The sequence below is a fragment of the Streptomyces griseoviridis genome (assembly GCF_005222485.1).
Taxonomy (GTDB): Bacteria; Actinomycetota; Actinomycetes; order Streptomycetales; family Streptomycetaceae; genus Streptomyces; species Streptomyces hintoniae.
Map to the genome: position 1 here is coordinate 4,123,052 of NZ_CP029078.1, position 21,165 is coordinate 4,144,216.

The 21,165-nt window shown below is 72.6% G+C and carries 19 protein-coding genes; 10 read left to right on the forward strand and 9 right to left on the reverse strand.

The window, feature by feature from the left end:
- Nucleotides 1-65 precede the first annotated feature (65 nt).
- Both DDJ31_RS17385 and DDJ31_RS17390 read left to right on the forward strand, forming a co-directional pair.
- On the forward strand, nucleotides 66-653 hold the full coding sequence (locus DDJ31_RS17385) for a Uma2 family endonuclease (protein WP_127179371.1): 588 nt from the start codon (nucleotides 66-68) through the stop codon (nucleotides 651-653).
- 47 nt (nucleotides 654-700) lie between these two features.
- Nucleotides 701-1,693 (forward strand): aldo/keto reductase, encoded by a 993-nt coding sequence (locus tag DDJ31_RS17390; protein ID WP_127179370.1) that lies wholly within the window; start codon nucleotides 701-703, stop codon nucleotides 1,691-1,693.
- Nucleotides 1,694-2,159: 466 nt separating this feature from the next.
- On the opposite strand, the gene DDJ31_RS17395 is transcribed toward DDJ31_RS17390, so the two are convergent.
- Nucleotides 2,160-3,518, reverse strand: a complete 1,359-nt coding sequence (locus tag DDJ31_RS17395; RefSeq protein ID WP_127179369.1) for an MFS transporter — start codon at nucleotides 3,516-3,518, stop codon at nucleotides 2,160-2,162.
- 26 nt (nucleotides 3,519-3,544) lie between these two features.
- Nucleotides 3,545-3,982 (reverse strand): MarR family winged helix-turn-helix transcriptional regulator, encoded by a 438-nt coding sequence (locus tag DDJ31_RS17400; protein WP_127179368.1) that lies wholly within the window; start codon nucleotides 3,980-3,982, stop codon nucleotides 3,545-3,547.
- 148 nt (nucleotides 3,983-4,130) lie between these two features.
- Here DDJ31_RS17400 and DDJ31_RS17405 point away from each other — a divergent pair, with 148 nt between their 5' ends.
- A complete protein-coding gene (locus DDJ31_RS17405) occupies nucleotides 4,131-4,328 on the forward strand; it encodes a ribbon-helix-helix protein, CopG family (RefSeq protein ID WP_127179367.1) in 198 nt (65 codons plus the stop codon).
- 33 nt (nucleotides 4,329-4,361) lie between these two features.
- Here the strand turns inward: DDJ31_RS17405 and DDJ31_RS17410 are convergent, their stop codons facing one another.
- Nucleotides 4,362-5,813 (reverse strand): NCS2 family permease, encoded by a 1,452-nt coding sequence (locus tag DDJ31_RS17410; protein WP_127179366.1) that lies wholly within the window; start codon nucleotides 5,811-5,813, stop codon nucleotides 4,362-4,364.
- Nucleotides 5,814-5,999: 186 nt separating this feature from the next.
- Between DDJ31_RS17410 and DDJ31_RS17415 the strand changes: the two genes are divergently transcribed.
- Nucleotides 6,000-6,269: a DUF2530 domain-containing protein gene (locus tag DDJ31_RS17415; RefSeq protein WP_127179365.1), complete on the forward strand. Its 270-nt coding sequence runs from the start codon at nucleotides 6,000-6,002 to the stop codon at nucleotides 6,267-6,269.
- A 121-nt stretch (nucleotides 6,270-6,390) separates the two neighbouring features.
- Entirely contained in the window at nucleotides 6,391-8,784 is a 2,394-nt protein-coding gene (locus DDJ31_RS17420; RefSeq protein ID WP_127179364.1) for an HAD-IC family P-type ATPase, read from the forward strand.
- A gap of 6 nt (nucleotides 8,785-8,790) precedes the next feature.
- On the opposite strand, the gene DDJ31_RS17425 is transcribed toward DDJ31_RS17420, so the two are convergent.
- The 3 genes from DDJ31_RS17425 to DDJ31_RS17435 form a co-directional block, all read right to left on the reverse strand.
- Entirely contained in the window at nucleotides 8,791-9,570 is a 780-nt protein-coding gene (locus tag DDJ31_RS17425; RefSeq protein ID WP_127179363.1) for a calcium-binding protein, read from the reverse strand.
- A 268-nt stretch (nucleotides 9,571-9,838) separates the two neighbouring features.
- Nucleotides 9,839-12,994, reverse strand: coding sequence for a sacsin N-terminal ATP-binding-like domain-containing protein (locus tag DDJ31_RS17430; protein ID WP_127179362.1), 3,156 nt, complete (start codon nucleotides 12,992-12,994; stop codon nucleotides 9,839-9,841).
- 747 nt (nucleotides 12,995-13,741) lie between these two features.
- Nucleotides 13,742-14,698, reverse strand: a complete 957-nt coding sequence (locus tag DDJ31_RS17435; protein ID WP_127179360.1) for a DUF3027 domain-containing protein — start codon at nucleotides 14,696-14,698, stop codon at nucleotides 13,742-13,744.
- A 332-nt stretch (nucleotides 14,699-15,030) separates the two neighbouring features.
- On the opposite strand from DDJ31_RS17435, the gene DDJ31_RS17440 reads away from it, so the two are divergent.
- The 4 genes from DDJ31_RS17440 to DDJ31_RS17455 all read left to right on the forward strand — a co-directional run bounded on the left by DDJ31_RS17440 (nucleotide 15,031) and on the right by DDJ31_RS17455 (nucleotide 18,547).
- Nucleotides 15,031-16,437: an MFS transporter gene (locus DDJ31_RS17440; RefSeq protein ID WP_127179359.1), complete on the forward strand. Its 1,407-nt coding sequence runs from the start codon at nucleotides 15,031-15,033 to the stop codon at nucleotides 16,435-16,437.
- Nucleotides 16,438-16,501: 64 nt separating this feature from the next.
- On the forward strand, nucleotides 16,502-16,990 hold the full coding sequence (locus DDJ31_RS17445) for a DUF2771 domain-containing protein (protein WP_240678174.1): 489 nt from the start codon (nucleotides 16,502-16,504) through the stop codon (nucleotides 16,988-16,990).
- The gene (locus tag DDJ31_RS17450; RefSeq protein ID WP_240678173.1) at nucleotides 16,960-17,703 is read left to right on the forward strand and encodes a futalosine hydrolase; all 744 of its coding nucleotides are present in this window, start codon (nucleotides 16,960-16,962) and stop codon (nucleotides 17,701-17,703) included. Before DDJ31_RS17445 ends, DDJ31_RS17450 begins: the two co-directional genes overlap by 31 nt.
- The gene (locus DDJ31_RS17455; protein ID WP_127179358.1) at nucleotides 17,693-18,547 is read left to right on the forward strand and encodes a 1,4-dihydroxy-6-naphthoate synthase; all 855 of its coding nucleotides are present in this window, start codon (nucleotides 17,693-17,695) and stop codon (nucleotides 18,545-18,547) included. The genes DDJ31_RS17450 and DDJ31_RS17455 overlap by 11 nt, the downstream gene beginning before the upstream one ends.
- A gap of 61 nt (nucleotides 18,548-18,608) precedes the next feature.
- On the opposite strand, the gene DDJ31_RS39675 is transcribed toward DDJ31_RS17455, so the two are convergent.
- Nucleotides 18,609-18,992, reverse strand: coding sequence for a cold-shock protein (locus tag DDJ31_RS39675; protein WP_093829197.1), 384 nt, complete (start codon nucleotides 18,990-18,992; stop codon nucleotides 18,609-18,611).
- 165 nt (nucleotides 18,993-19,157) lie between these two features.
- On the opposite strand from DDJ31_RS39675, the gene DDJ31_RS17465 reads away from it, so the two are divergent.
- Nucleotides 19,158-19,406, forward strand: a complete 249-nt coding sequence (locus DDJ31_RS17465; protein ID WP_127179357.1) for a hypothetical protein — start codon at nucleotides 19,158-19,160, stop codon at nucleotides 19,404-19,406.
- Here DDJ31_RS17465 and DDJ31_RS17470 read toward each other — a convergent pair.
- Nucleotides 19,385-20,056 carry an HAD family hydrolase gene (locus DDJ31_RS17470; protein ID WP_431027842.1) on the reverse strand — a complete coding sequence of 224 codons (672 nt, stop codon included), beginning with the start codon at nucleotides 20,054-20,056 and terminating at the stop codon, nucleotides 19,385-19,387. The genes DDJ31_RS17465 and DDJ31_RS17470 overlap by 22 nt on opposite strands.
- 14 nt (nucleotides 20,057-20,070) lie before the next feature.
- Nucleotides 20,071-21,063 carry a hypothetical protein gene (locus DDJ31_RS17475; RefSeq protein ID WP_127179355.1) on the reverse strand — a complete coding sequence of 331 codons (993 nt, stop codon included), beginning with the start codon at nucleotides 21,061-21,063 and terminating at the stop codon, nucleotides 20,071-20,073.
- Nucleotides 21,064-21,165 lie beyond the last annotated feature (102 nt).

Genomic DNA, 21,165 nt, shown 5'->3' on the forward strand with positions numbered 1-21,165 from the left:
GACCTTCGTATCGTTGTACCGCGCGGTGGCACTTGTGCATGGTGCCGCCGGGGAAGAGCGCCACGATGGCCGTCCTTGAAGACAGGATCGCGATGGCCGATACCAACAGCCCCAGCTTGGACGAGTGGTTCGAGCGGCTGGAACGGATGCCCGTCCCCGAAGGATTCAGGGTCGAGATCGTCGGGGGCAGCGTCCACATCACACCGCAGCGGGACTCTCACTGGGAGATCATCCGCCGGACGGTACGGGCGGTCGAGGACAGGTTCGGGATGGACGTGCGCGTCTTCTCCGACGTCCGCATCGACTTCCCCGGGAACGACAACGGCTTCTGCCCCGACGTAGCCAAGCTCCGCGCCTCCGCCGAGAAGGACGAGCGGGGCCGCTGGAGCCACGAGGACGTCGAGTTCGTCGCCGAGGTGATCTCCCAGGGCACCGCCGCCAACGACTACGGCCCGAAGAAGACCGCCTACGCCGTCGCCGAGGTCCCCGTCTACCTCGTCGTCGACCCGTACCAGGGCCGCTGCTACGCCCACACCGACCCGAAGGACGGCGACTACGCCACCTGTACCCGGGTCGACTTCGGCGGTGGCGTCGACCTGACCGGGACCGTCGTCGACCTCATCCTCGACACCGCCGACTTCCCGCGCGAGTGACCGTGTCCCTTGCCTAGAGCGCACTCCACGACGTTGGCTTGGTGACCATGAAGTACACGCAGCTGGGACGTACCGGACTCGAAGTCAGCCGCCTGGTCCTCGGCACCATGAACTTCGGGCCGCAGACCGACGAAGCCGACAGCCACACGATCATGGACGCGGCGCTGGACGCGGGCATCAACTTCTTCGACACCGCCAATGTGTACGGCTGGGGCGAGAACAAGGGCCGCACCGAGAGCATCATCGGCACCTGGTTCGCCCAGGGCGGCGACCGGCGCGACAAGGTCGTGCTCGCCACCAAGGTGTACGGGAACATGGGCCCCGAGGGCGACGCCTGGCCCAACCACCACAAGCTCTCCGCGCTGAACATCCGGCGCGCGGTGGACGCCAGCCTCAAGCGGCTCCAGACCGACCACATCGACGTCTACCAGTTCCACCACGTCGACCGTCAGACCCCGCTCGACGAGATCTGGCAGGCCATCGACGTCCTCGTGCAGCAGGGGAAGATCCTCTACGTCGGGTCGTCCAACTTCCCCGGCTACAAGATCGCCCAGGCCAACGAGATCGCCGCCAGGCGCGGCGGCACCATCGGCCTCGTCAGCGAACAGTGCCTGTACAACCTGGCCGAACGGCGGGCCGAGATGGAGGTGATCCCGGCCGCGCGGGAGTACGGGCTCGGGGTCATCCCCTGGTCGCCGCTGCACGGCGGTCTGCTGGGCGGGGTCATCAGGAAGCAGACCGAGGGCGGGCGCCGGGCCAGTGGCCGGGCCGCCGAGACCCTCGCCGACCCCAAGAGCCGCGCGCAGATCCAGTCCTACGAGGACCTGCTCGACAAGCACGGCATCGAGCCCGGTGAGGCGGCCCTGGCCTGGCTGCTGACCAGGCCGGGCGTGACCGGCCCGATCGTCGGCCCCCGCACCGCCGACCAGCTCGCGTCGGCGGTCCGCGCGGTGGACCTGGAGCTGTCCGAGGAGCTGCTCGCCTCCCTGGACGAGATCTTCCCCGGCCCCGGTCCGTCCCCGGAGGCCTTCGCCTGGTGACCTGAACGGCCGTGCGCCACGGCGGGGACCCGGGGCGCACGGCCGGAAGTTCCGCGGGGGGGGCGGCGGGGCGGCGAGACCGCGCGCGGCGGCTCGACGATCGTCCGTCCGACGACGACCGGGACTCTCCCGGCGTCGCCGCCGGGGCTCACCCGCGGGAGCCCGACCGGCTCCCACCTGCGGTCAGCCGTCGCCGCCGGGGCTCACCCGCGGCGGCCCGGTCGGCTCCCACCCGCGGTCAGCCACCCTCGCACCGCACCCCGCGCGGCGCTCCCGACCGACCGCCGGGGGCGCCCGTCGGCTACCTGCCGACCGCCGCCGCCACCGCGACCACCACGAACATCAGCACGAGCGCACCGGCCATGATCCGGTTCCGGGTTTTCGGGTCCACGCGGTCGAGCCTAGCCGCCCGCGCCCGGCGGCCCTCCGCCGACCACCCCCGGTGACCGGGAGCGGCCGGCGGGGCTCACGCCGCGGCCAGTTGCTCCCTGGCCTCCCTCGGCACGAACCGGACGTGCGGATGGCCGCCGTTCCAGCCGACCGAGAGCCGCAGGTTGCCGACCCGGGTGAGGACCAGGCCGATGGCGACCGCGGCGACCGCCGAGACCACCCCGCCGACGGCGAGGCCCGCGCGGACGCCGTACGCGTCCGTGACCCAGCCGGCGATCGGGGCGCCCACCGGGGAGCCGCCCAGGAACACCATCATGTAGAGGGCCAGCACCCGGCCGCGCATCGCGGGGTCGGTGGACATCTGGATGCTGGTGTTCGCCGTGACGTTGATCGTCATGCCGAACATCCCGATCGGCGCCATCAGCAGCGCGAACAGCCAGAGCGACGGCGCCCCCGAGGCGAGGATCTCGAAGACGCCGAAGGCGAGCGCCGCCGCGATCATGACCCGCATCCTGGCCGTGCCGCGCCGGGCCGCGAGCAGCGCGCCGACCAGGGAACCGACCGCCATCAGCGTGTTGAAGAGGCTGTAGGAGCCGGCGCCCGCGTGGAAGACGTCGTCCGCGAACGCCGAGAGGTACACGGGGAAGTTGAAGCCGAAGGTGCCGATGAAACCGACGAGCACGATCGTCCAGATCAGGTCGGGCCGCCCGGCGACATAGTGCAGCCCCTCCCGCAGCTGGCCCTTGCCGCGCGGGGTGCGGCGCGCGGCGTGCAGGTCGCGGCCGCGCATCAGCAGCAGACCGGTGATGGGCGCGACGAACGACACTCCGTTGAGCAGGAACGCCCAGCCGGTGCCGACGCCGGTGATGAGCAGCCCCGCGACGGCGGGACCAACCAGGCGGGCCGACTGGAAGTTCGCCGAGTTGAGGCTGACCGCGTTCTGGAGCTGGTCGGGGCCGACCATCTCGGAGACGAACGACTGCCGGGCCGGGTTGTCGACGACCGTGGCGAGGCCGACGGCGAACGCGGCGAGGTAGACGTGCCAGACCTGGACGTGACCGCTGAGGGTGAGCGCGGCGAGCGCGAGGCCGGTGAGGGCCATCGCCGTCTGGGTGAAGAGGAGCGTGGGCCGGCGGGGCAGCCGGTCGACGAGGACACCGCCGTACAGGCCGAAGAGGAGCATCGGCAGGAACTGGAGGGCCGTCGTGACGCCGACGGCCGTGGCGGAACCGGTGAGGCTGAGGACCAGCCAGTCCTGGGCGATGCGCTGCATCCAGGTGCCTATGTTGGAGACGACCTGGCCGGCGAAGAACAGGCGGTAGTTCCTGATCCGCAGGGAGCTGAACATCGAGGACGGGCGGGGGCGCTCGGGGGCGGGCGGGGATTCGTGGGTGGCCGGTGCGGGGGCGGAGTCTGCTCCGGGTCCCGAACTCAAAAGGGTCGCCTCCTCGTGGGGCTGGGTTACAGGTGTGCGAGCTTCTCCAGCACGGGGGCGGCGGCGCGGATCTTCGCCCACTCGTCCTCGTCCAGGTCCTCGACCAGATGGGCCAGGAAGGCGTTCCGCTTGCGGCGGCTCTCCTCGAGCATGGCCTCGGCCTGTTCGGTCTTGGTGACGACCTTCTGGCGCCGGTCCTCGGGGTGCGGCTCGAGTCGGACCAGACCCTTGGCCTCGAGCAGCGCGACGATGCGGGTCATCGACGGCGGCTGCACGTGCTCCTTGCGGGCCAGTTCGCCCGGGGTGGCGCTGCCGCAGACGGAGAGGGTGCCGAGCACCGACATCTCGGTGGGGCTGAGCGACTCGTCGACCCGCTGGTGCTTGAGTCGACGGGACAGCCGCATCACGGCTGACCGGAGGGAATTCACGGCGGCGGCATCGTCGCCATGGCTGAGGTCCGACATTCCTTTAGCGTAACTCATTACTCTCGCTAAGTACCAGCGGGAACGCGGGACCGTTCCCGTGACTCCCGCCACTGAACCCTTTCGTCACCCGTACGGGTGAGCCGGTTCCGAAAACCGACCCGGGGGCCCGGCCCGTCCGGCAACCCTCATGGACATGAGGACCGACGTGCTCAGCCTGCGGATAGACGGGGAGCTGCTGGAGCGGCTCAGGGGCCATGCGGCGAAAAGGGGAATGAGCGTCCAGGACTACGTGGTCAGGACGCTCATTCGGGACGACTTCGACGAGCGGTTCAAGACCGCCGTCGACGAGACGGACCGGTTCTACGGGGCCGACCGGATCACCTGAGACCCGGGCCGGGCGCCCACCCGGTCCGCCGGATCAGGTGAGGCCGAGGGCTGGCATCAGGTAGTAGAACGCGAAGACCGCCGAGACCGCGTACATCGCCACCGGCACCTCCTTGGCGCGGCCCGCCGCCAGGCGCAGGACCACGAAGGTGATGAAGCCCATGCCGATGCCGTTGGTGATGGAGTAGGTGAACGGCATCATCAGCATCGTCACGAAGGCCGGGACGGCGATGGTGGCGTCCGACCAGTCGATCTCCCTGATCGAGCCGGACAGGATCAGGAAGCCGACCGCGAGCAGCGCCGGGGTGGCCGCCTGCGACGGGACCATGGTGGCGATCGGCGTCAGGAACAGCGCGACGGCGAAGAGGGCGCCGGTGACGATGTTCGCGAAGCCGGTGCGCGCGCCCTCGCCGACCCCGGCCGTGGACTCCACGAAGCAGGTGGTGGCGGAGGAGGAGCTGGCGCCGCCGGCCGCGACGGCGATGCCGTCGACGAAGAGGACCTTGTTGATGCCGGGCATCTGGCCCTCGGCGTCGGTCAGCTTCGCCTCGTCGGAGACGCCCATGATCGTGCCCATCGCGTCGAAGAAGCACGACAGCAGGACCGTGAAGACGAAGAGGACGCCGGTCAGCACGCCGACCTTCTCGAAGCCGCCGAACAGGCTGAACTTCCCGATCAGGCCGAAGTCCGGGGTGGCGACCGGGTTCCCCGGCCACTTCGGCGTCGTCAGGCCCCAGGACGGGACCTTGGCGACGGCGTTGATGATCACCGCGAGGACCGTCATCGCGACGATCGAGATCAGGATGGCGCCCGACACCTTGCGCACGATCAGCGCCAGCGTCAGCAGCGCGCCGAGGACGAAGACCAGCACCGGCCACCCGTTCAGGTGACCGTCGCCGCCGAGCTGGAGCGGGACGGTGGTCTGGGCGGCGTCCGGGATGCGGGAGACGAAACCGGAGTCGACCAGGCCGATCAGCATGATGAAGAGGCCGATACCGATGGAGATGGCCTTGCGCAGGCCGTACGGGACGGCGCTCATGACGCGCTCGCGCAGCCCGGTCGCCACCAGCAGCATCACGATGAAGCCCGCGAGGACCACCATGCCCATGGCGTCCGGCCAGCTCATCCGGGGGGCGAGCTGGAGCGCGACGACCGAGTTGACGCCGAGGCCGGCCGCGAGCGCGATCGGGACGTTGCCGATGACGCCCATCAGGAGCGTGGTGAACGCGGCCGTCACGGCCGTCGCCGTCACCAGCTGGCCGTTGTCGAGGTGATGCCCGTACATGTCCTTCGCGCTGCCGAGGATGATCGGGTTCAGCACGATGATGTAGGCCATCGCGAAGAAGGTGGCGAAGCCGCCGCGGATCTCGCGCGGGAGGGTGCTGCCCCGCTCGGAGATCTTGAAGTAGCGGTCGAGCGCGCCGTACGCGGGCCGTGACCCCGGCTGCTCGGGGGTGGGGACCTGGGCAGGGGCCGAGGTGGACATGGAGGTTCCTACGAGCAGAAGTGGACAGAGAGAAACGGTTTCAGTATGAACATATGAATCCTGTAAACGCTATCTCCGCGCGTAGACACCGGGCGCCGCCCGCACGGCCGGGCACCGGCCGCGGTACGGACCGGGGCCGGGGACCTGCGCCGCCGCGCCGGGGCGGGCGCCTCGTAAGCTGTGCCCATGGCGAAGTGGACCCCAACGCACGAGGCGCCGGAGCCCCTGGAGGGCCCCGTGGTCGCCACCATCATCGGCGGCACCCTCCTGTGGTTCGTCCTCTTCCTGGTACAGCTCCCCTTCTACGGCTGGTTCGCCGACCACGACCACACCTGGTGGCTGTGGACCTGCCTGGCCGGCGCCGGGCTCGGCCTGATCGGGATCTGGTACGTGCGCGGCCGGGACGCCGCGCTCAAACGCGCGGCCGCCGCGGAGGGTGCTCCGCCCACCGGGTGAGCCTCCACCGCCCGACCCGTACAACCAGGGCATCACTCCCCCGCCGGGACTCTCGTCCTCTGGGCGGATCTTCGGGGCACTCGGCGGGTGAAGCCGCAAAACCGCACGTACCGTCGGACGCATGACGCACATCGACGCGGGCGCCGAACTCGACCCGGTGCACCCCGTGCCCCTGCCGGTGTCCGTGCACGGACTCAGCACCGCCGAGGTCGCCGAACGGACCGCCCGCGGCGAGGTCAACGACGTACCGGTGCGCTCCAGCAGGTCGCTGCCCGAGATCGTCCGCGCCAACGTCTTCACCCGGTTCAACGCGATCATCGGCGTGCTCTGGCTGATCATGCTGTTCGTCGCGCCGTTCCAGGACAGCCTGTTCGGCTACGTCATCCTCGCCAACACCGGCATCGGCATCGTCCAGGAGTGGCGGGCGAAGAAGACCCTCGACTCCCTCGCCGTGATCGGCGAGGCGAAGCCGACGGTACGGCGCGACGGCGCCGCCACCGCCGTCAGCACCTCCGCGATCGTGCTCGACGACGTCATCGAGATCGGCCCGGGGGACAAGGCCGTCGTCGACGGCGTGTGCGTCGAGGCGGACGGCCTGGAGATCGACGAGTCCCTCCTCACCGGCGAGGCCGACCCGGTGGTCAAACGGCCGGGCGACCCGGTGATGTCCGGCAGCTTCGTGGTCGCGGGCGGCGGCGCGTTCCGGGCGACCAAGGTCGGCCGCGCGGCCTACGCGGCCCAACTCGCCGAAGAGGCGTCCCGCTTCACCCTCGTCCACTCCGAACTGCGCACCGGCATCTCCACCATCCTCAAGTACGTGACCTGGATGATGATCCCGACCGCGATCGGCCTCATCATCAGCCAACTCGTCGTCAAGCAGCACGCGTTCAAGGACTCGGTGGCGCGGACCGTCGGCGGGATCGTGCCGATGGTCCCCGAGGGGCTGGTGCTGCTCACCTCCGTGGCCTTCGCGATCGGTGTGATCCGGCTCGGCCGCAAGCAGTGCCTGGTGCAGGAACTCCCCGCGATCGAGGGGCTGGCCCGCGTCGACACCGTCTGCCTCGACAAGACCGGCACCCTCACCGAGGGCGGCATGGACGTCACCGACCTGCGCCTGCTCGACGGCGCCGACGAACCGTACGTACGTGCCGTGCTCGGCGCGCTGGGCGAGTCCGACCCGCGGCCCAACGCGTCCCTGAAGGCCGTCGTCGACGCCTACCCGGCCCCCGACGGCTGGCGCTGCACCGAGTCGCTGCCCTTCTCCTCCGCCCGCAAGTACAGCGGCGCCGGGTTCAGCGAGAGCGACGGCGACACGAGCACCTGGCTCCTCGGCGCGCCCGACGTGCTGCTCGCCGACGACGACCCGGCGCTCACCGAGACCGGGCGCCTCAACGAACAGGGGCTGCGGGTGCTGCTGCTGGCGCGCGCCGTACGGGATCTCGACGACCCCGAGGTCGCCCGGGGCGTCAGGCCCACCGCGCTCGTCGTCCTGGAGCAGCGGCTGCGGCCCGACGCGGCGGACACCCTGCGCTACTTCGCCGACCAGGACGTGCACGCGAAGGTCATCTCGGGCGACAACGCGGTGTCGGTGGGCGCCGTCGCCGGCAAGCTCGGCCTCAGCGGGACGACGGTCGACGCCCGGCACCTGCCCGCCGAGCGGGGCGAGATGGCGGCGGCCCTGGACGAGGGCACGGTGTTCGGGCGGGTCACCCCGCAGCAGAAGCGGGACATGGTGGGCGCCCTCCAGTCCCGCGGGCACACGGTCGCGATGACCGGGGACGGCGTGAACGACGTCCTCGCCCTCAAGGACGCCGACATCGGCGTCTCGATGGGCTCAGGCTCGGAGGCCACCAGGGCGGTCGCGCAGATCGTGCTGCTGGACAACAGCTTCGCCACCCTGCCCTCGGTGGTGGCGGAGGGCAGGCGGGTCATCGGCAACATCACCCGGGTCGCGACGCTCTTCCTGGTGAAGACCGTCTACTCGGTGCTGCTGGCGATCCTGGTGGTCTGCTGGCAGGTCGAGTACCCGTTCCTGCCGCGGCACTTGACGCTGCTGTCCACCCTGACCATCGGCGTCCCCGCGTTCTTCCTCGCCCTCGCGCCCAACAAGGAGCGGGCGAAACCCCACTTCGTGCGGCGGGTGATGCGGTACTCGATCCCGGGCGGGGTGATCGCCGGGGTGGCGACCTTCGTCACCTATCTGATCGCCCGTCACCACTACACGGGCAGCGGCTCGCTGGGCGCCGAGACCAGCGCCGCCACCCTGACCCTGTTCCTGATCTCGATGTGGGTGCTGGCCATCATCGCCCGCCCCTACACCTGGTGGAAGGTGGTCCTGGTGGCGTCGATGGGCGCGGCCTTCGTCGTCGTCCTCATCGTCCCGTGGCTCCAGCACTTCTTCGCGCTGAAGCTGGTGGGCGTGACGATGCCGTGGCTCGCGGTCGCCATCGCGGCGGTCGCGGCGGTCGTCCTGGAGGTGCTGTGGAGAGGGATCGACCGCCGCTTCGCCGTCTAGGGCCGCTTACTTGACGTCGACGTAGTCACCCGTGGCGTTGACCGCGGGGGTCGTCGAGGTGCCCGCGTAGGAGTAGCGGAAGTAGCCGTCGACGGTCGCCTTCGTGGTCGTCTTCACGACGCCCGTCGAGTTCGACTTGACGGTCTTCAGCGTGGTGTACGTGCTGGCGCTCTTCTTGCGGAACTGGAGCTTCACCGGCTGCACGGTGTAGCCGGCGTACTTGCCGGTCTCCCAGTTGGCGCGGCTCAGCTTGCCGGTGACGGTGATCGTCTTGCCCTTCTTCACCGGCTCGGGGGTGGCGTCGACCGTCAGCTTCGAGGCGCGCTGCACGTTGAAGGACTTCGCGGACTCCTTCAGGACGTAGTCGCTGTCCTTGCCGGTGGCGATCGCCCACACCTTCCAGGAACCGGCCACCTTGTTGATCAGGTTGAAGCCCGGCTCCAGGTCGTAGGTCGACTTGCAGGTCTTCGTCGTCGCGTTGACGGTGGTGCAGGTGGCGCGGCCGTCACGGCTGTTGGCCACGGCACCGCTGTCGGACGAGTCGATCGTCGAGCCGTGGTACAGGATCGCCTGCGCCCAGTCGACGCCCGCGGCGTCCTTGACGGTGAAGGTGACGGTGATGGTCTTCTTCGCGGTCGGCCCGACGACGACCGCCTTGCCGGCGTTCACGACGACGTTCGAGATGGCCGTGTCGCCCTCGACCTCGTCGGCGTGCGCCGCCGGAACAGCGAGAGCGGACAGGGCGAGGGCGCCGGAAACGGCGGCCACGGTGGCGCGAATACGCATGTGCATCCCCACGTAGAGGGGTCCCGGCGCTCGTCATCCCCCAACGGCGCGTCGCATCACCGGGACCCGACTGATCATCCGAGCCAAGCGGCTCGGATGATCAGATCCACGAGCGTGTCGAATGGTTGTACGGGTGGTGGCGATTCCGTGCGGAATTTTCGATGAGCGCCGGGGGCGGGGGTCGGGGAGCGGGGGTCGGGGAGCGGGGGCTTGGTCGCGGTGGACGGCCGTTCCGTGGGTAGCCCGTGCCGTCGGTGGACGGCCCCGTTCAGTCGAACCAGCGGTCCCTCGCCAGTTCGTCCGTCCTCGACGGGTCCTCCAGCAGGGCCGCCACCTCGAAGCGGCGCGGCCACTGGCGGGTCGCCCAGGACAGCGCCGCCGCCACGCCTTCCAGGGTGGCCGCGTGCAGGACGCCGTCCCTGGTGACGCGCCAGTCCAACTCGGTTCCGTCCACGACCAGTTCCTCGTGCTCCACGTACGCGGCGGGCGTACCCGGGCCCAGCAGGACCCGCACCGCGTCCGGCACCTCGTGCTCGGTGCCCTCGGAGTCGACCTCCGCCGTCACCGACTCGCTCAGCCGCCGCACCTGGAACAGCTCCGCCAGCTCCGCCGCCCGCGCCGGGCTGACCGGCAGCAGCGGCACGCCCTCCGTGAAGGGAAGCAGGTCAGGAGAGTCGACGACCATCGTCTCCGCGGCGTCCACCACCTCGATGCGGCCGTCCACGACCGCCCGCAGCTCGTCGGGGAGGGTCACCTGGTCCGGGTCGAGGTCGGCCAACGCGGTGTAGAGGGCGTGGAGTTGCGCGGGCGTGACCGTGCGGTCCCGGTCCGCGAGCCGGTCGAGCAGCTCCGCCGCGCCGCCCGGCTCCGCGAGGAGCGCCGCCACCGAGGTGCGCACGCCCAGGGCGCGCAGCACCTGCTCGTCGTCGAAGCCGGTCGCGTCCGCCTCGTCGTAGAGGCCGCGCAGCAGCGGGTCGCCGCCCGCCGCGAGCAGGCCGGCCGGGCGGCGGCCGTCGAGGACCGGGTTGCCCCGCAGCCACCACGCCGTGTAGGAGCGGACCGCCTCGTGGGTGCCGTCGGGCAGCAGGACCCGGACCGGCTGGGTGAGGGCGTCGCGGAACGGCGGTCGCGCGAGCATCGCCAGCGCCTGCGGCCAGTTGTCCTCGTCCACCAGGTCGAGGTCACGCACCGCCACCAGCTCGGTCGCCACCGGCGGGACCGGTGAGTCGGGGAAGCGGTCGAGGACGTCCTCGCTCCACACGTCGACGGCGTCCAGCAGTCCGGCGTCGTCGGGTTCCGCGAAGTCACCTTCCCTGGGGTCGAGTTCGTCCGGGTCGAGGACCACGTCGGTGGCCCGCACCAGGGCGAACGTGGCGAGCACCCCGCAGGCGGCCAGTGGCTGTTCGCCCCACCTGTCGGCCAACTGCTGTTCAACGGCGGCGAGTTCGCCCTCGCGGATCACCTGTGCGAACGGGCTTCCCGGGAGGACCAGTTCGCCCGCGGGCGCCAGTTCGCCGTCCTCGTCGCGCAGCGCCAGCGCGCCGAGCCACGGCTCGTCGCCCGGCTCAAGGGCCGCGTCCCGCGCCAGCGTCAGGACCGTGTCCGCCAACTCGTCGGCGTCCAGGGTGTCCTGCTCCCAGTCGAGGCCGCCGTCGTCGTCGAGCGAGGCCGCCACCGCCGCCCGCACCTGCGGGGTCGTCAGCACCGCGCGGGGGGTCGCCGGGAGCGCGCCCAGCTTCTCCAGGAGCGGGTGCGCGGCGTCCGGGTGGGCGACCTTCAGGCCCAGGCGGGCCAGCGCCTCGGGGTCCGCGGTCGCCTCGTCGGGCGCGGGCAGCAGCACCTGGCGGGGGCCGATCGTCGTCCTGCCGTCCGCCAGCGGCACCGGCAGCCCCGAGAGGCGGTCGGGGTCCACCCCGGCCAGGCTCTCGTACAGGCGCCACCACCAGTCCGGGTCCTTCTCCAGGCCCGCGAGGCGGTCCACCGCGTCCGCGAGCGACAGCCGGGCCACGCCCAGCGTGCGCAGCTCCGACCGGCGTTCGAGTCCCGCGGGCAGCAGGGTCGGGAGCACCTCGGCCAGGACCCGGACGGTGTCGGCGCCCGCGCCCTCCACGATCTCGGCGTCCCTGGGGCGCAGGGCCCGCGGGATGCCGTCGGCCTCGTCCTCGGTGGCGTCGGCGTCGCCGGTCTCCGCCGCCGGCGGGAGGAACGCCGTGCGGGGCAGCAGGTCGAGGACGGCCTGCCGCAGGGCTCCGTCCAGTTCGCCCTGGCCGAGCGGGCCGGGCACCAGGTCGATGGCGGCCGTCGTCACCGGCCGCCAGGCGGCGAGGAGTTCGACGTACGCGTCGGCCGCCCGGCGCACCAGGAAGTCGGTCAGCGGGCCGGGCGCCGTGTGCCTGCGGGTGGTGTCCAGGGGGAACGAGCCGATCAGCAGGGCCGGGACGCCCAACGGCTCCTCGCTGGGGGTGGGGGCGTGCACGACGGCGCTGGTGCGGGGGCGGGCCGGGGCGCCGTCCGGGGCCGTCGGCACCGCCCAGGTCACCGACCAGTGCGGGCGCAGGCGCTCCTCCAGGGGGCGGTCGGCCAGCAGGTCGGGGGTGAGGGGGCCCTGGGCGGAGTGGGTGCGCCAGTGGGTGGTGCCGTGGCGGGAGTCCTCGATGACGGTGACGGTGACGTCCGAGGCGGCCGAGGGCGCCGTCGTCCTGCGGAGGGTGCGGGTCTCCTCCGTCTCGATCACCACCTCGTCGAGGCCGGGGAGCGCCAGCAGGAGGGCGTCGTCGACCGTGTCGAGGAGGCGGGCGGCGAGGTCGGCCGCCGCGGGGTCGCGCAGCGGGAGGATGACGGCCGTGTCGTACGGGTCGGGTGCCGTGCCCTGCGCCGCGAACGGCAGCCTCAGCAGCGGGAGATGGCCGTCCCTGCGGCGGATCTCGTCGCCGAGCCCCGGGCTGTGGCGGGCGGTGTCGGCGGCCAGTTCGCGGGCCTCGGACAGGGACCAGCGGACACCGCCGTGGCGGCCCACCACCGCGGGTTCGTCGGTGACCGCGAGGACGGCCGCGAAGCCGACGCCGAAGCGGCCGACCGCGCCCTCCGCGGTGTCACGCTTGGCGGAGGCGCGGAGGGTGGAGAGGGACTCGACGCCCGCCGCGTCCAGGGGGGCGCCGGTGTTGGCGGCCACCAGGACGTCGTCGCGGAGGGTGAGGCGCAGCCGTCCTGGGACGCCCGCGCGGGCGGCGGCGTCGGCGGCGTTCTGGGCCAGCTCGACGACCAGGCGGTCGCGGTAGCCGCCCAGGGCGAGGTCCTCCTCCGCGTTGGAGTCCTCACGGAACCGGGCGGGGCTGGTGGCCCAGGCGTCGAGCACGCCGCGCCGCAGCCGGGCCGTCCCGAAGGGGTCAGCGCCCTCGGGGGCGGGGCGCACGAACTTGCTCACGTTGGTTCTCCTCGTCGACGACGACTGAAGGTACCGCGCCCGGCTGGTGGGGGTCGGGGCCGCGGGGGTGCGACGAGGTCCGCCCCTCGGCGCGCCGTCGGGTGCGGGGCGCCGAGGGGATCCGCGACGCGGTCGGGGCGGCCGAGCGACGCGCGGTGGCCGGCCGGCCGGGAGATCGCGTCGTCGCGGCGGGCGGCGAAGCGTCTCTGGATCCCGGGCCGCACGGAGGTGATGGGCGTGGTGCTCCGGTTGACGTCGGCCGAGGTCAGGTCGCCGGTGGCGGCACGTTCCGGGCGCGGCGGGGCCGAGGCCGCCCGGCGACACGGAGGAACTCCGCCGGCGGGGTAGCGCCCCCGGAAGGCTCCCGAAGGGACGACCGCCCGTGATCGGCCTCGCGGACCGGACCTGACCTGACGGGACCGCGGCAGCGGTACGCGCGGCCTCGCACCGGCCGGCCGAGGCGCTGGACGCCCCCGGCTGCCGGCCCGGCTGCCGGAACCTGCGCCAGACCTCCACGTCTCCTGGCACCCCGGTCCTCGCGACCACCGGCCACCCCGCCCGCACGGCGGAGCACCGAGGCCCGTCGACGGACCGGAGGGCCGCCGGCGCCGCTCGGGTGCGGCGGGCAGCGGGGTCTTCAACGTCCGGGTGGGTTCGGGCGGTTGGGGACGCGGCCCGTTCAGGGCCGATGCCCGAAGGGGGCGGGGTCCGGGAGCCGCAGCCCCCGGCCGTCGTCCCTCTCGCGCGTCACGAGTGGCCCAGGTCCGCCGCTGTCTCGTCGTCCTGGGGTGGGACCGAGCCCGTGTCCTGGGTCGGGCGGAGGGGGAAGGGGTCGACCCGGGTCTCGTCGATCACCGGCTGGGCCGGCTGGGGTGGTGTGGGCATCACCGCCGCCTCCGAGTGGCCGCCGCAGCCGTACGCCAGGGAGACCACCCTGCCGTCCGCCGGGGCGAACTCGTTGGCGCAGACGCCGAACGCCTGGCCCAGGGTGCCGCCGATGGGCTGGAGGAAGCCGCAGCTGACGCAGGTGGCCGGGGCCGCCTGGGCCATCGGGGTCTTCGCGCCGAACGCCTCGTCCCAGCGGTCCGCCGCGATGTGCAGGCCGTAGCGGGAGAGCACCCGCGCCCGCCGCAGGCCCAGTTCCTCGGCGACGGACGCGATGGAGCCCCGGGTCGGCGCGGCCGGCAGGTGGGCCGGGACCACCGGGGTGACCTCCGCGTCCTCCGCCTCGACCAGTTCGGCCATGTCGGCGGAGAGCGGCGAGTTCGGCGTCGGCTCGTCGGCGCCCGTGTAGCCGGGGTCGAGGCGCTCGTCGTCGGTGTAGCCGGACTCCAGGCGGGCGTCGTCGGCGTCGGTGGGGAGCAGGTCCCCCGGGCCCATGTCGCCGGGGCGCAGCCGCTCGCTCCACGGCACCCACTCCGGTGCGAGCAGCGCGTCGGAGCCGGGGAGCAGGACCACCTCGTCCAGCGTGACGATCTTCGCGCGGGAGGCGCGGGCCACCGTCACGGCCCAGCGCCAGCCCCGGTACCCGAGTTCCTTGCACTCGAAGTAGTGCGTGACAACACGGTCGCCCTCGCTCACGAGGCCGGCGTGCTCGCCGACCACGCCGGGTGCGGCCGCCTCCTCCGCGGCGGACCGGGCGAGGTCGACGGCCTCGGCGCACAGGCGGTCGGTGGTGCGGCTTCGCGTTGTCGCTGCGCTCACAGGTATCGCTTCTCTCCTACGCCGTCTCTCGATGCGCCGGCCTGAAGGCGGTGGACGCGGACGGAGCGGACCGCAGGACCGCGTCGACGTCCGCGCCCGATCGCGCTCGGGCGCACCTCATCCATCCATTCTGCGGGATGACCGAGAGGCGCGCGGCCGAGAACGTTCGCCACGGCGCGCTACGCACGCTACCTGCTCGCGACCGCTCGGCCTACACCGACGGGACGTTTCCCCGTGACTCGCCCTCATCGGCGACCGGCCAAGTCGGCCCTCGGACGGCCATACGCGCGGTAACCGCACTACGCACGGCCTTCTCGGGGCACTATGACGGGGTGGCAGCCGCAAGGACGCCCCAGGGTGCCGCCCGAGTCGGTGAAACCCGGGGCAGGGGTCGTGGTGGCGGTTCGGGCCGGTTCGGCGGGTCCGTCCGCGCGATCGGCCGTGCGCTGCGCTTCCCGGTGACCGGTGCGGGGCGCGGGATCAGGAAGGTCACGCACGCCCACGGCGCCGGGGAGTCGGGGCTCGGCAAGCTGATCGAGCTGCACGCGGTGAACGGCGCGGGCGACGTCATGATCACCGTCGCGCTCGCCTCCACCGTCTTCTTCTCGGTCCCCACCGACGAGGCGCGCGGGCGTGTCGCGCTCTACCTGGCGATCACGATGGCGCCCTTCACGGTGCTGGCGCCGGTGATCGGGCCGCTCCTCGACCGGCTCCCGCACGGCCGCAGGGCCGCCATGGCGGGCGCGATGCTGGCCCGCGCGCTCCTCGCCCTGATCATCTCCGGTGCCGCCGCCACCGGCAGCCTGGAGCTGTATCCCGCCGCCCTCGGGGTGCTCGTCGCCTCCAAGGCCTACGGCGTCGTGCGCAGCGCCGTGGTGCCCCGGCTGCTGCCGCCCCGGTTCTCGCTGGTCAAGGCCAACTCCCGGGTCACTCTCGGCGGGCTCCTCGCCACCGGTGTGGCCGCTCCCGTCGGGGCCGGGCTCCAGGCGCTGGGGCCGCGCTATCCGCTCTACGGCGCCTTCGTGATCTTCATGGCCGGCACCTTCCTGTCGTTCACGCTGCCCCGGAAGGTCGACTCGGCCAAGGGCGAGTCGTTCGCGCTGCTGGCCGGCGAAGGGCGCCAGGAGCCGGCCGCCAGACGGCCGGGGCTGCGGACCGTCGGGGCCGCCGTCACGCACGCCCTGGGCGCCAACGCCTCGCTGCGCTGGCTCTCCGGTTTCCTCACCTTCTTCCTGGCCTTCCTGCTGCGCGACCATCCCCTCACCGGGTCGAGCGCCGCCGTCTCGCTGGGCATAGTGGCCGTCTCGGCGGGGGCGGGCAACGCGATCGGCACGGCGGTGGGTGCCTGGCTGCGGGCCCGCGCCCCGGAGGTGATCATCGTGTTCGTGGTGGCGTTCGTGCTCGGCGCCGCGATCACCGCGGCCGTCTTCTTCGGCGCCTTCCTGGTCGCCTGCCTGGCCGCCGTCGCCGGTTTCTCCCAGGCCCTCGCCAAGCTCTCCCTGGACGCGCTGATCCAGCGGGACGTGCCGGAAGCGGTGCGGACGTCGGCGTTCGCCCGCTCAGAAACGCTTCTGCAGGTGTCCTGGGTGCTCGGCGGCGCCATCGGCATCGTCATGCCCCTGAACGGCACCCTGGGGCTCTGCACGGCCGCCGCGGTCATCGCCGCCGGGTGGCTGCTGACCGCCCGCGGGCTGCTCCGCTCGGCCAGGACGGGCGGCGGCGGACCCCGCGTGGTGTGACGCGCGGGCACCACGCCGCACCCCACGTGGGGGCCGGGGCGGGCCCGCCCGATAGCCTTCGGCCATGACCTCGATGCAATCCGCTGTGCGACGCCGCCGCGCCGTCGCCGCCGTCGGCGCTGTTGGTGCCGGGCTGCTCGTCCTGTCGGCCTGCGACAAGCCCACCCCGGTGGCGACGATCACCGTCGGCAGCTCCTCGGTCAACGAGGGCGCCACCTGCGGGGGCGAGAGCGCGTCCCTCAGCTCCGCCGAGCTGGCGAAGTGCCTGAAGGACACCGACATCGCGTCCATCAAGGTCGACCCCGACGAGACCGTGCGCTTCGGTGTCGACCCGGCCATCGCCGACAAGCGCTGGACGATCCTGATGAACGGCCAGCCGCTCACCGAGGACAGCGACAAGACGTACCGGACCATCCCCGGCAGCGTCTTCTTCAACGCCCAGTACGGCGCCCAGGGCGACTCCACCCTGGTCACCATCAAGGCCGCCGACGGCAAGTCCAGCAGCCAGAAGGTCACCGGGCTGTGGTCGTTCCGGCTGAAGAAGGACGACTGATCCCGCGGGTGCTGGTGGCCACCGCCGTTCCTGCCGAACAGGACGCGGTGGCACGGTCGTTCACCGCTGACGAGCCGCGTGGGACGCGGCTCGCCGGGGGCGTCGCGCTCCGCAGGTCCGCGGGGTTCGACCTGCTCGTCGTCGGGGTGGGACCGGGCAGCGCGGGGGCCCGTACCGGGGCCGCGCTCACCGCGGCCGCGCTCGCCGGCGAACCGTACGGGCTCGTCGTCTCCGCCGGGATCGGCGGCGGCTTCCCGCCGCACGCGCCGGTCGGCTCGCTCGTCGTCGCCGACGCGATCACCGCGGCCGACCTGGGCGCCGAGACCGCCGACGGCTTCGTGCCGGTCACGGAGCTCGGCTTCGGGACCGTCACCCACCGTCCGCCGGAAACACTCGTACGGGAGCTCACAGCCGTCTCAGGAGCCCTCTCGGGGACCGTCCTGACCGTCTCCACCGTCACCGGCACCGCCGAACGCGCCGCCCTGCTGCGCGCCCGCCACCCGCACGCCCTCGCCGAGGCGATGGAGGGGTTCGGGGTCGCCGAGGCCGCCGCCGCGGCCGGTCTGCCGGTCCTGGAGATCCGCGCGGTCTCCAATCCGGTGGGCCCGCGGGACCGCGCCGCCTGGCGCATCGCCGACGCCCTCGCCGCACTGACCGAGGGTTTCGGGAAGTTCGCACCCGTCCTCGGGAGTTGGAATCCGTATGACCTCTGACCGCACGCCGTTGCAGATCGCCTTCTCGCCCTGCCCCAACGACACCTTCGTCTTCGACGCGCTCGCCCACGGCCGGATTCCCGGCGCCCCCGCGCTCGACGTCACGTTCGCCGACATCGACATCACCAACGGCCGCGCCGAACGCGGCGAGTTGGACGTCCTGAAGGTGTCCTACGCGGTCCTGCCCTATGTGCTCGACGAGTACGCGCTGCTGCCCTGCGGCGGCGCCCTGGGTCGCGGCTGCGGGCCGCTGGTGCTCACCCGGGAGGCGGGCGCCGACCTCACCGGACGCACGGTCGCCGTGCCCAGCGAGAAGTCGACCGCCTATCTGCTGTTCAGGCTGTGGGCCGCCGACACCGTCCCCGGCGGGGTCGGCGAGATCGTCGTCATGCCGTTCCACGAGATCATGCCCGCCGTGCGGGACGGCAAGGTCGACGCCGGTCTCGTCATCCACGAGGCCCGCTTCACGTACCAGAACTACGGGCTGCACAAGCTCGCCGACATGGGCGAGCACTGGGAGTCCACCACCGGGCTGCCGATCCCGCTCGGCGCGATCATCGCCAGGCGCTCTCTGGGCGCCGAGACCCTCACCGGCCTCGCCGACGCCATCCGCGCCTCGGTGCGCGCCGCCTGGGACGACCCGGAGGCGTCCCGCGGATACGTGATGGAACACGCCCAGGAAATGGACCCGGCGGTCGCCGACCAGCACATCGGGCTGTACGTCAACGAGTTCACGGCGGATCTCGGCGAGGACGGCTACGCGGCCGTGCGCGGACTGCTCACCCGCGCCGCGGCCGAGGGACTGGTACCGCCCCTCGGCCCGAACGCCCTGGATTTCCCGTGACGGAACCCCGCGGGAAGGAAAAGGGAGACGCCGGCTCGCCGCACGATCCGAACGGCAGGCCCTAAACGTCGAGCTGATCGGCGACCGCGCGCAGCAGACCCGCGATCTTCTTGCCCGCCGCCTTGTCGGGATAGCGGCCGCGCTCCAGCATCGGCGTGATGTTCTCCAGGAGCGTCGTCAGATCCTGCACGATGGAGGCCAGTTCGTCGGGCTTGCGGCGCTGGGCCGCCGCGACCGATGGCGTCGGATCGAGAATGACGACCGAAAGGGCCTGGTCACCGCGTTGACCGGCGACGACGCCGAACTCGACGCGCTGGCCCGGCTTGAGCGCGTCGACGCCGTCGGGGAGGACCGAGGAATGGACGAAGACGTCACCGCCGTCGTCGCGGGAGAGAAAGCCGAAGCCCTTCTCGCTGTTGAACCACTTGACCTTGCCGGTAGGCACGTCTGTCCTCGTCCTCGTACTTGTCGGAAAACTGCTTCGGGAAACGGCTCTTGAGAGCACTCGGGCGGGTCGACCACGACCCGCCGGTACCCAGGCTAATGGTCTCGGGGCCGGTGACAAGACGTCACCCGGTTGTTCCTTCGCGCTGGGAACTACCCTGGTCCCGTGCCTGACAAAACCCAAACGAATTCCGCCGCGCCCGGCGACCGACTGATCCGCGCCGGTGCCGTCCTCTTCTTCGTCGGCGCGGTGGCGACCCTGGTCACCGTGGCTCCGCTGTTCCTCCACGCGACGCCCTTTCCGACCTACATGTTCGGACTGAGCATGCTGATGGGCGTCGGATTCCTCGTCGCCTGCGGCGGTGTGCTCCGCTCGATCTCGGCGGGCCGCCGTCAGGCCCGCGCGGGCAGGTAGTCCTCGGTCAGCCAGCGCGGGAACAGGGTGAGGTCGGCGAGGACCACGTCCGCGCCCGCCGCCCGCAGCCCGTCGGCGTCGATCGGCCCGGTCGCCACCGCCACCGAGAGGGCGCCCGCCGTGCGGGCCCCGCGGACGTCCCCGACATGGTCGCCGACGTACACGGCCGCGCCGTGCTCCCGCAGCGCCAGCGCCTTCCGCTCGGCCCACAGGTCGCCGACGACCTCGTCGGGGTCGAGCCCGAGGTGCGCCAGGTGCAGCTTCGCGTTCGGCTCGAACTTGGCGGTCACGACGAGCGTCCGCCCGCCGGCCGCCCGCACCGCGTCGATCGCCTCCCGGGCGCCCGGCAGCGCGGGCGAGGCGGCGATGGCGATCTCCGGGTACATCGAGCGGTACAGGTCCGCCATCTCCGGTATCCGCTCCGCCGGGAACCAGTTGATCAGCTCGTCCGCGAGCGGCGGGCCGAGGCGGGTGACGGCGAGATCGGCGTCGATGTACGTCCCGGTCCGCTCCGCAAGCGCCTGGTAGCAGGCGCGGATGCCGGGCCGGGAATCGATCAACGTCATGTCGAGGTCGAACCCGACCGTGGGCGCCGAGGAGCCGTGCGGGGCGGAGGGACCGGGCGAGGCGGGCGAGGCGGGGGTGGTCATATCGGCCATTGTGCTCATACCTTGCGCTGCGAGCGCCAGAGCACGTAGAGCGCCGACAGGACCGCCGCGCCCCGCACCACCCAGGGCCAGGTCTGCGCGAGGGCGTCGTTCATATGGCCCTGCGCGATGGGGCTCCCCCAGCGGCCGACGCTGCGGCCCCAGAGCCAGACGGCGCCCGCGGTGACGGCCAGGCCGGGCATCCCCATCACGGCCCACTTCGACTCGTTCTGCGTCAGCCGCCTGGACAGGTAGGCGATCAGCCAGCCCCCCAGCAGCGCCGCCCAGTTGCCGAGGACCGCGCCGACGACGAGGAGCCCCGCGGCGACCAGCAGGAGCGGGTTGCTCCAGTTCCCGGCCGGCAGCGGCACCCCGAACCGGCGGCGGACCGCGGCGGTCTCCGGCTCCGCCTCGACGACGGCGGGCCCGGCGTCCGCGTCCTTCGCGGCCTGCGCCTCACGGGCCGTGCGCTCCTCGCCGGTCTCCTTGCGCAGCGACGGCCTGAGCAGCTCCGGGATCTCGATGCCGCCGACGAACCCCTCGACCTGGTCCCCCAGCGGCGTCCTGTCCACCCGCCACCAGTCGGCGGGGTAGGCGTCCGCCGCGGGGAGACCCGCGGCGGCGGGCGGCAGCGGGGGCTCGGGCGGCCGCGGGGCCGGCTCCTTCTCGGTGCGGGGGCGCGGGACGACCCGGCGCAGGCCCTTGGCGCGCACGGGCCTCGGCCCCTCGCCGTCCCGCTGCACGGGCACCTCGGTGGACGGCGGCCGCGGTCCCGCCGGGGCGCTGCCGTCGGCGGCCTCGACCACCTCGTCCGGGGTGCCGATCCGGTCGAGGATGCGGCGGACGGCGGCGGGCGAGTCGACGGTCGTCTTGGCGCGCCGCCTGTCGATCTCGTTGCGCAGCTCCGACACCAGCCGCATCCGCGCGCCCGACGGCAGCTGCCGCTGGTGCGCGACGTCGCCGACGCGGCTCAGATACTCGTAGACGACCTGGTCGCTCTCGATCCCCACGAAGTCCCCTCCGGGGCGGGTGCGTTGGATACCCCGACGCCACGACGGTAGCGCAGGTCACGGGCGACGGGGAGGCCGGTCCGGGAGGCGGGCGGCGGGCGG

What these genes read in the sequence shown, in the direction of transcription:
- DDJ31_RS17390 (WP_127179370.1), top strand. Translation starts at nt 701, where the DNA reads ATGAAGTACACGCAGCTGGGACGTACCGGACTCGAAGTCAGCCGCCTG.
- DDJ31_RS17445 (WP_240678174.1), top strand. Translation starts at nt 16,502, where the DNA reads ATGACCTCGATGCAATCCGCTGTGCGACGCCGCCGCGCCGTCGCCGCC.
- DDJ31_RS17405 (WP_127179367.1), top strand. Translation starts at nt 4,131, where the DNA reads ATGGACATGAGGACCGACGTGCTCAGCCTGCGGATAGACGGGGAGCTG.
- DDJ31_RS17410 (WP_127179366.1), bottom strand. Translation starts at nt 5,813, where the DNA reads ATGTCCACCTCGGCCCCTGCCCAGGTCCCCACCCCCGAGCAGCCGGGG.
- DDJ31_RS17415 (WP_127179365.1), top strand. Translation starts at nt 6,000, where the DNA reads ATGGCGAAGTGGACCCCAACGCACGAGGCGCCGGAGCCCCTGGAGGGC.
- DDJ31_RS17425 (WP_127179363.1), bottom strand. Translation starts at nt 9,570, where the DNA reads ATGCGTATTCGCGCCACCGTGGCCGCCGTTTCCGGCGCCCTCGCCCTG.
- DDJ31_RS17385 (WP_127179371.1), top strand. Translation starts at nt 66, where the DNA reads ATGGCCGTCCTTGAAGACAGGATCGCGATGGCCGATACCAACAGCCCC.
- DDJ31_RS17470 (WP_431027842.1), bottom strand. Translation starts at nt 20,056, where the DNA reads ATGACCACCCCCGCCTCGCCCGCCTCGCCCGGTCCCTCCGCCCCGCAC.
- DDJ31_RS17400 (WP_127179368.1), bottom strand. Translation starts at nt 3,982, where the DNA reads ATGTCGGACCTCAGCCATGGCGACGATGCCGCCGCCGTGAATTCCCTC.
- DDJ31_RS17455 (WP_127179358.1), top strand. Translation starts at nt 17,693, where the DNA reads ATGACCTCTGACCGCACGCCGTTGCAGATCGCCTTCTCGCCCTGCCCC.
- DDJ31_RS17420 (WP_127179364.1), top strand. Translation starts at nt 6,391, where the DNA reads ATGACGCACATCGACGCGGGCGCCGAACTCGACCCGGTGCACCCCGTG.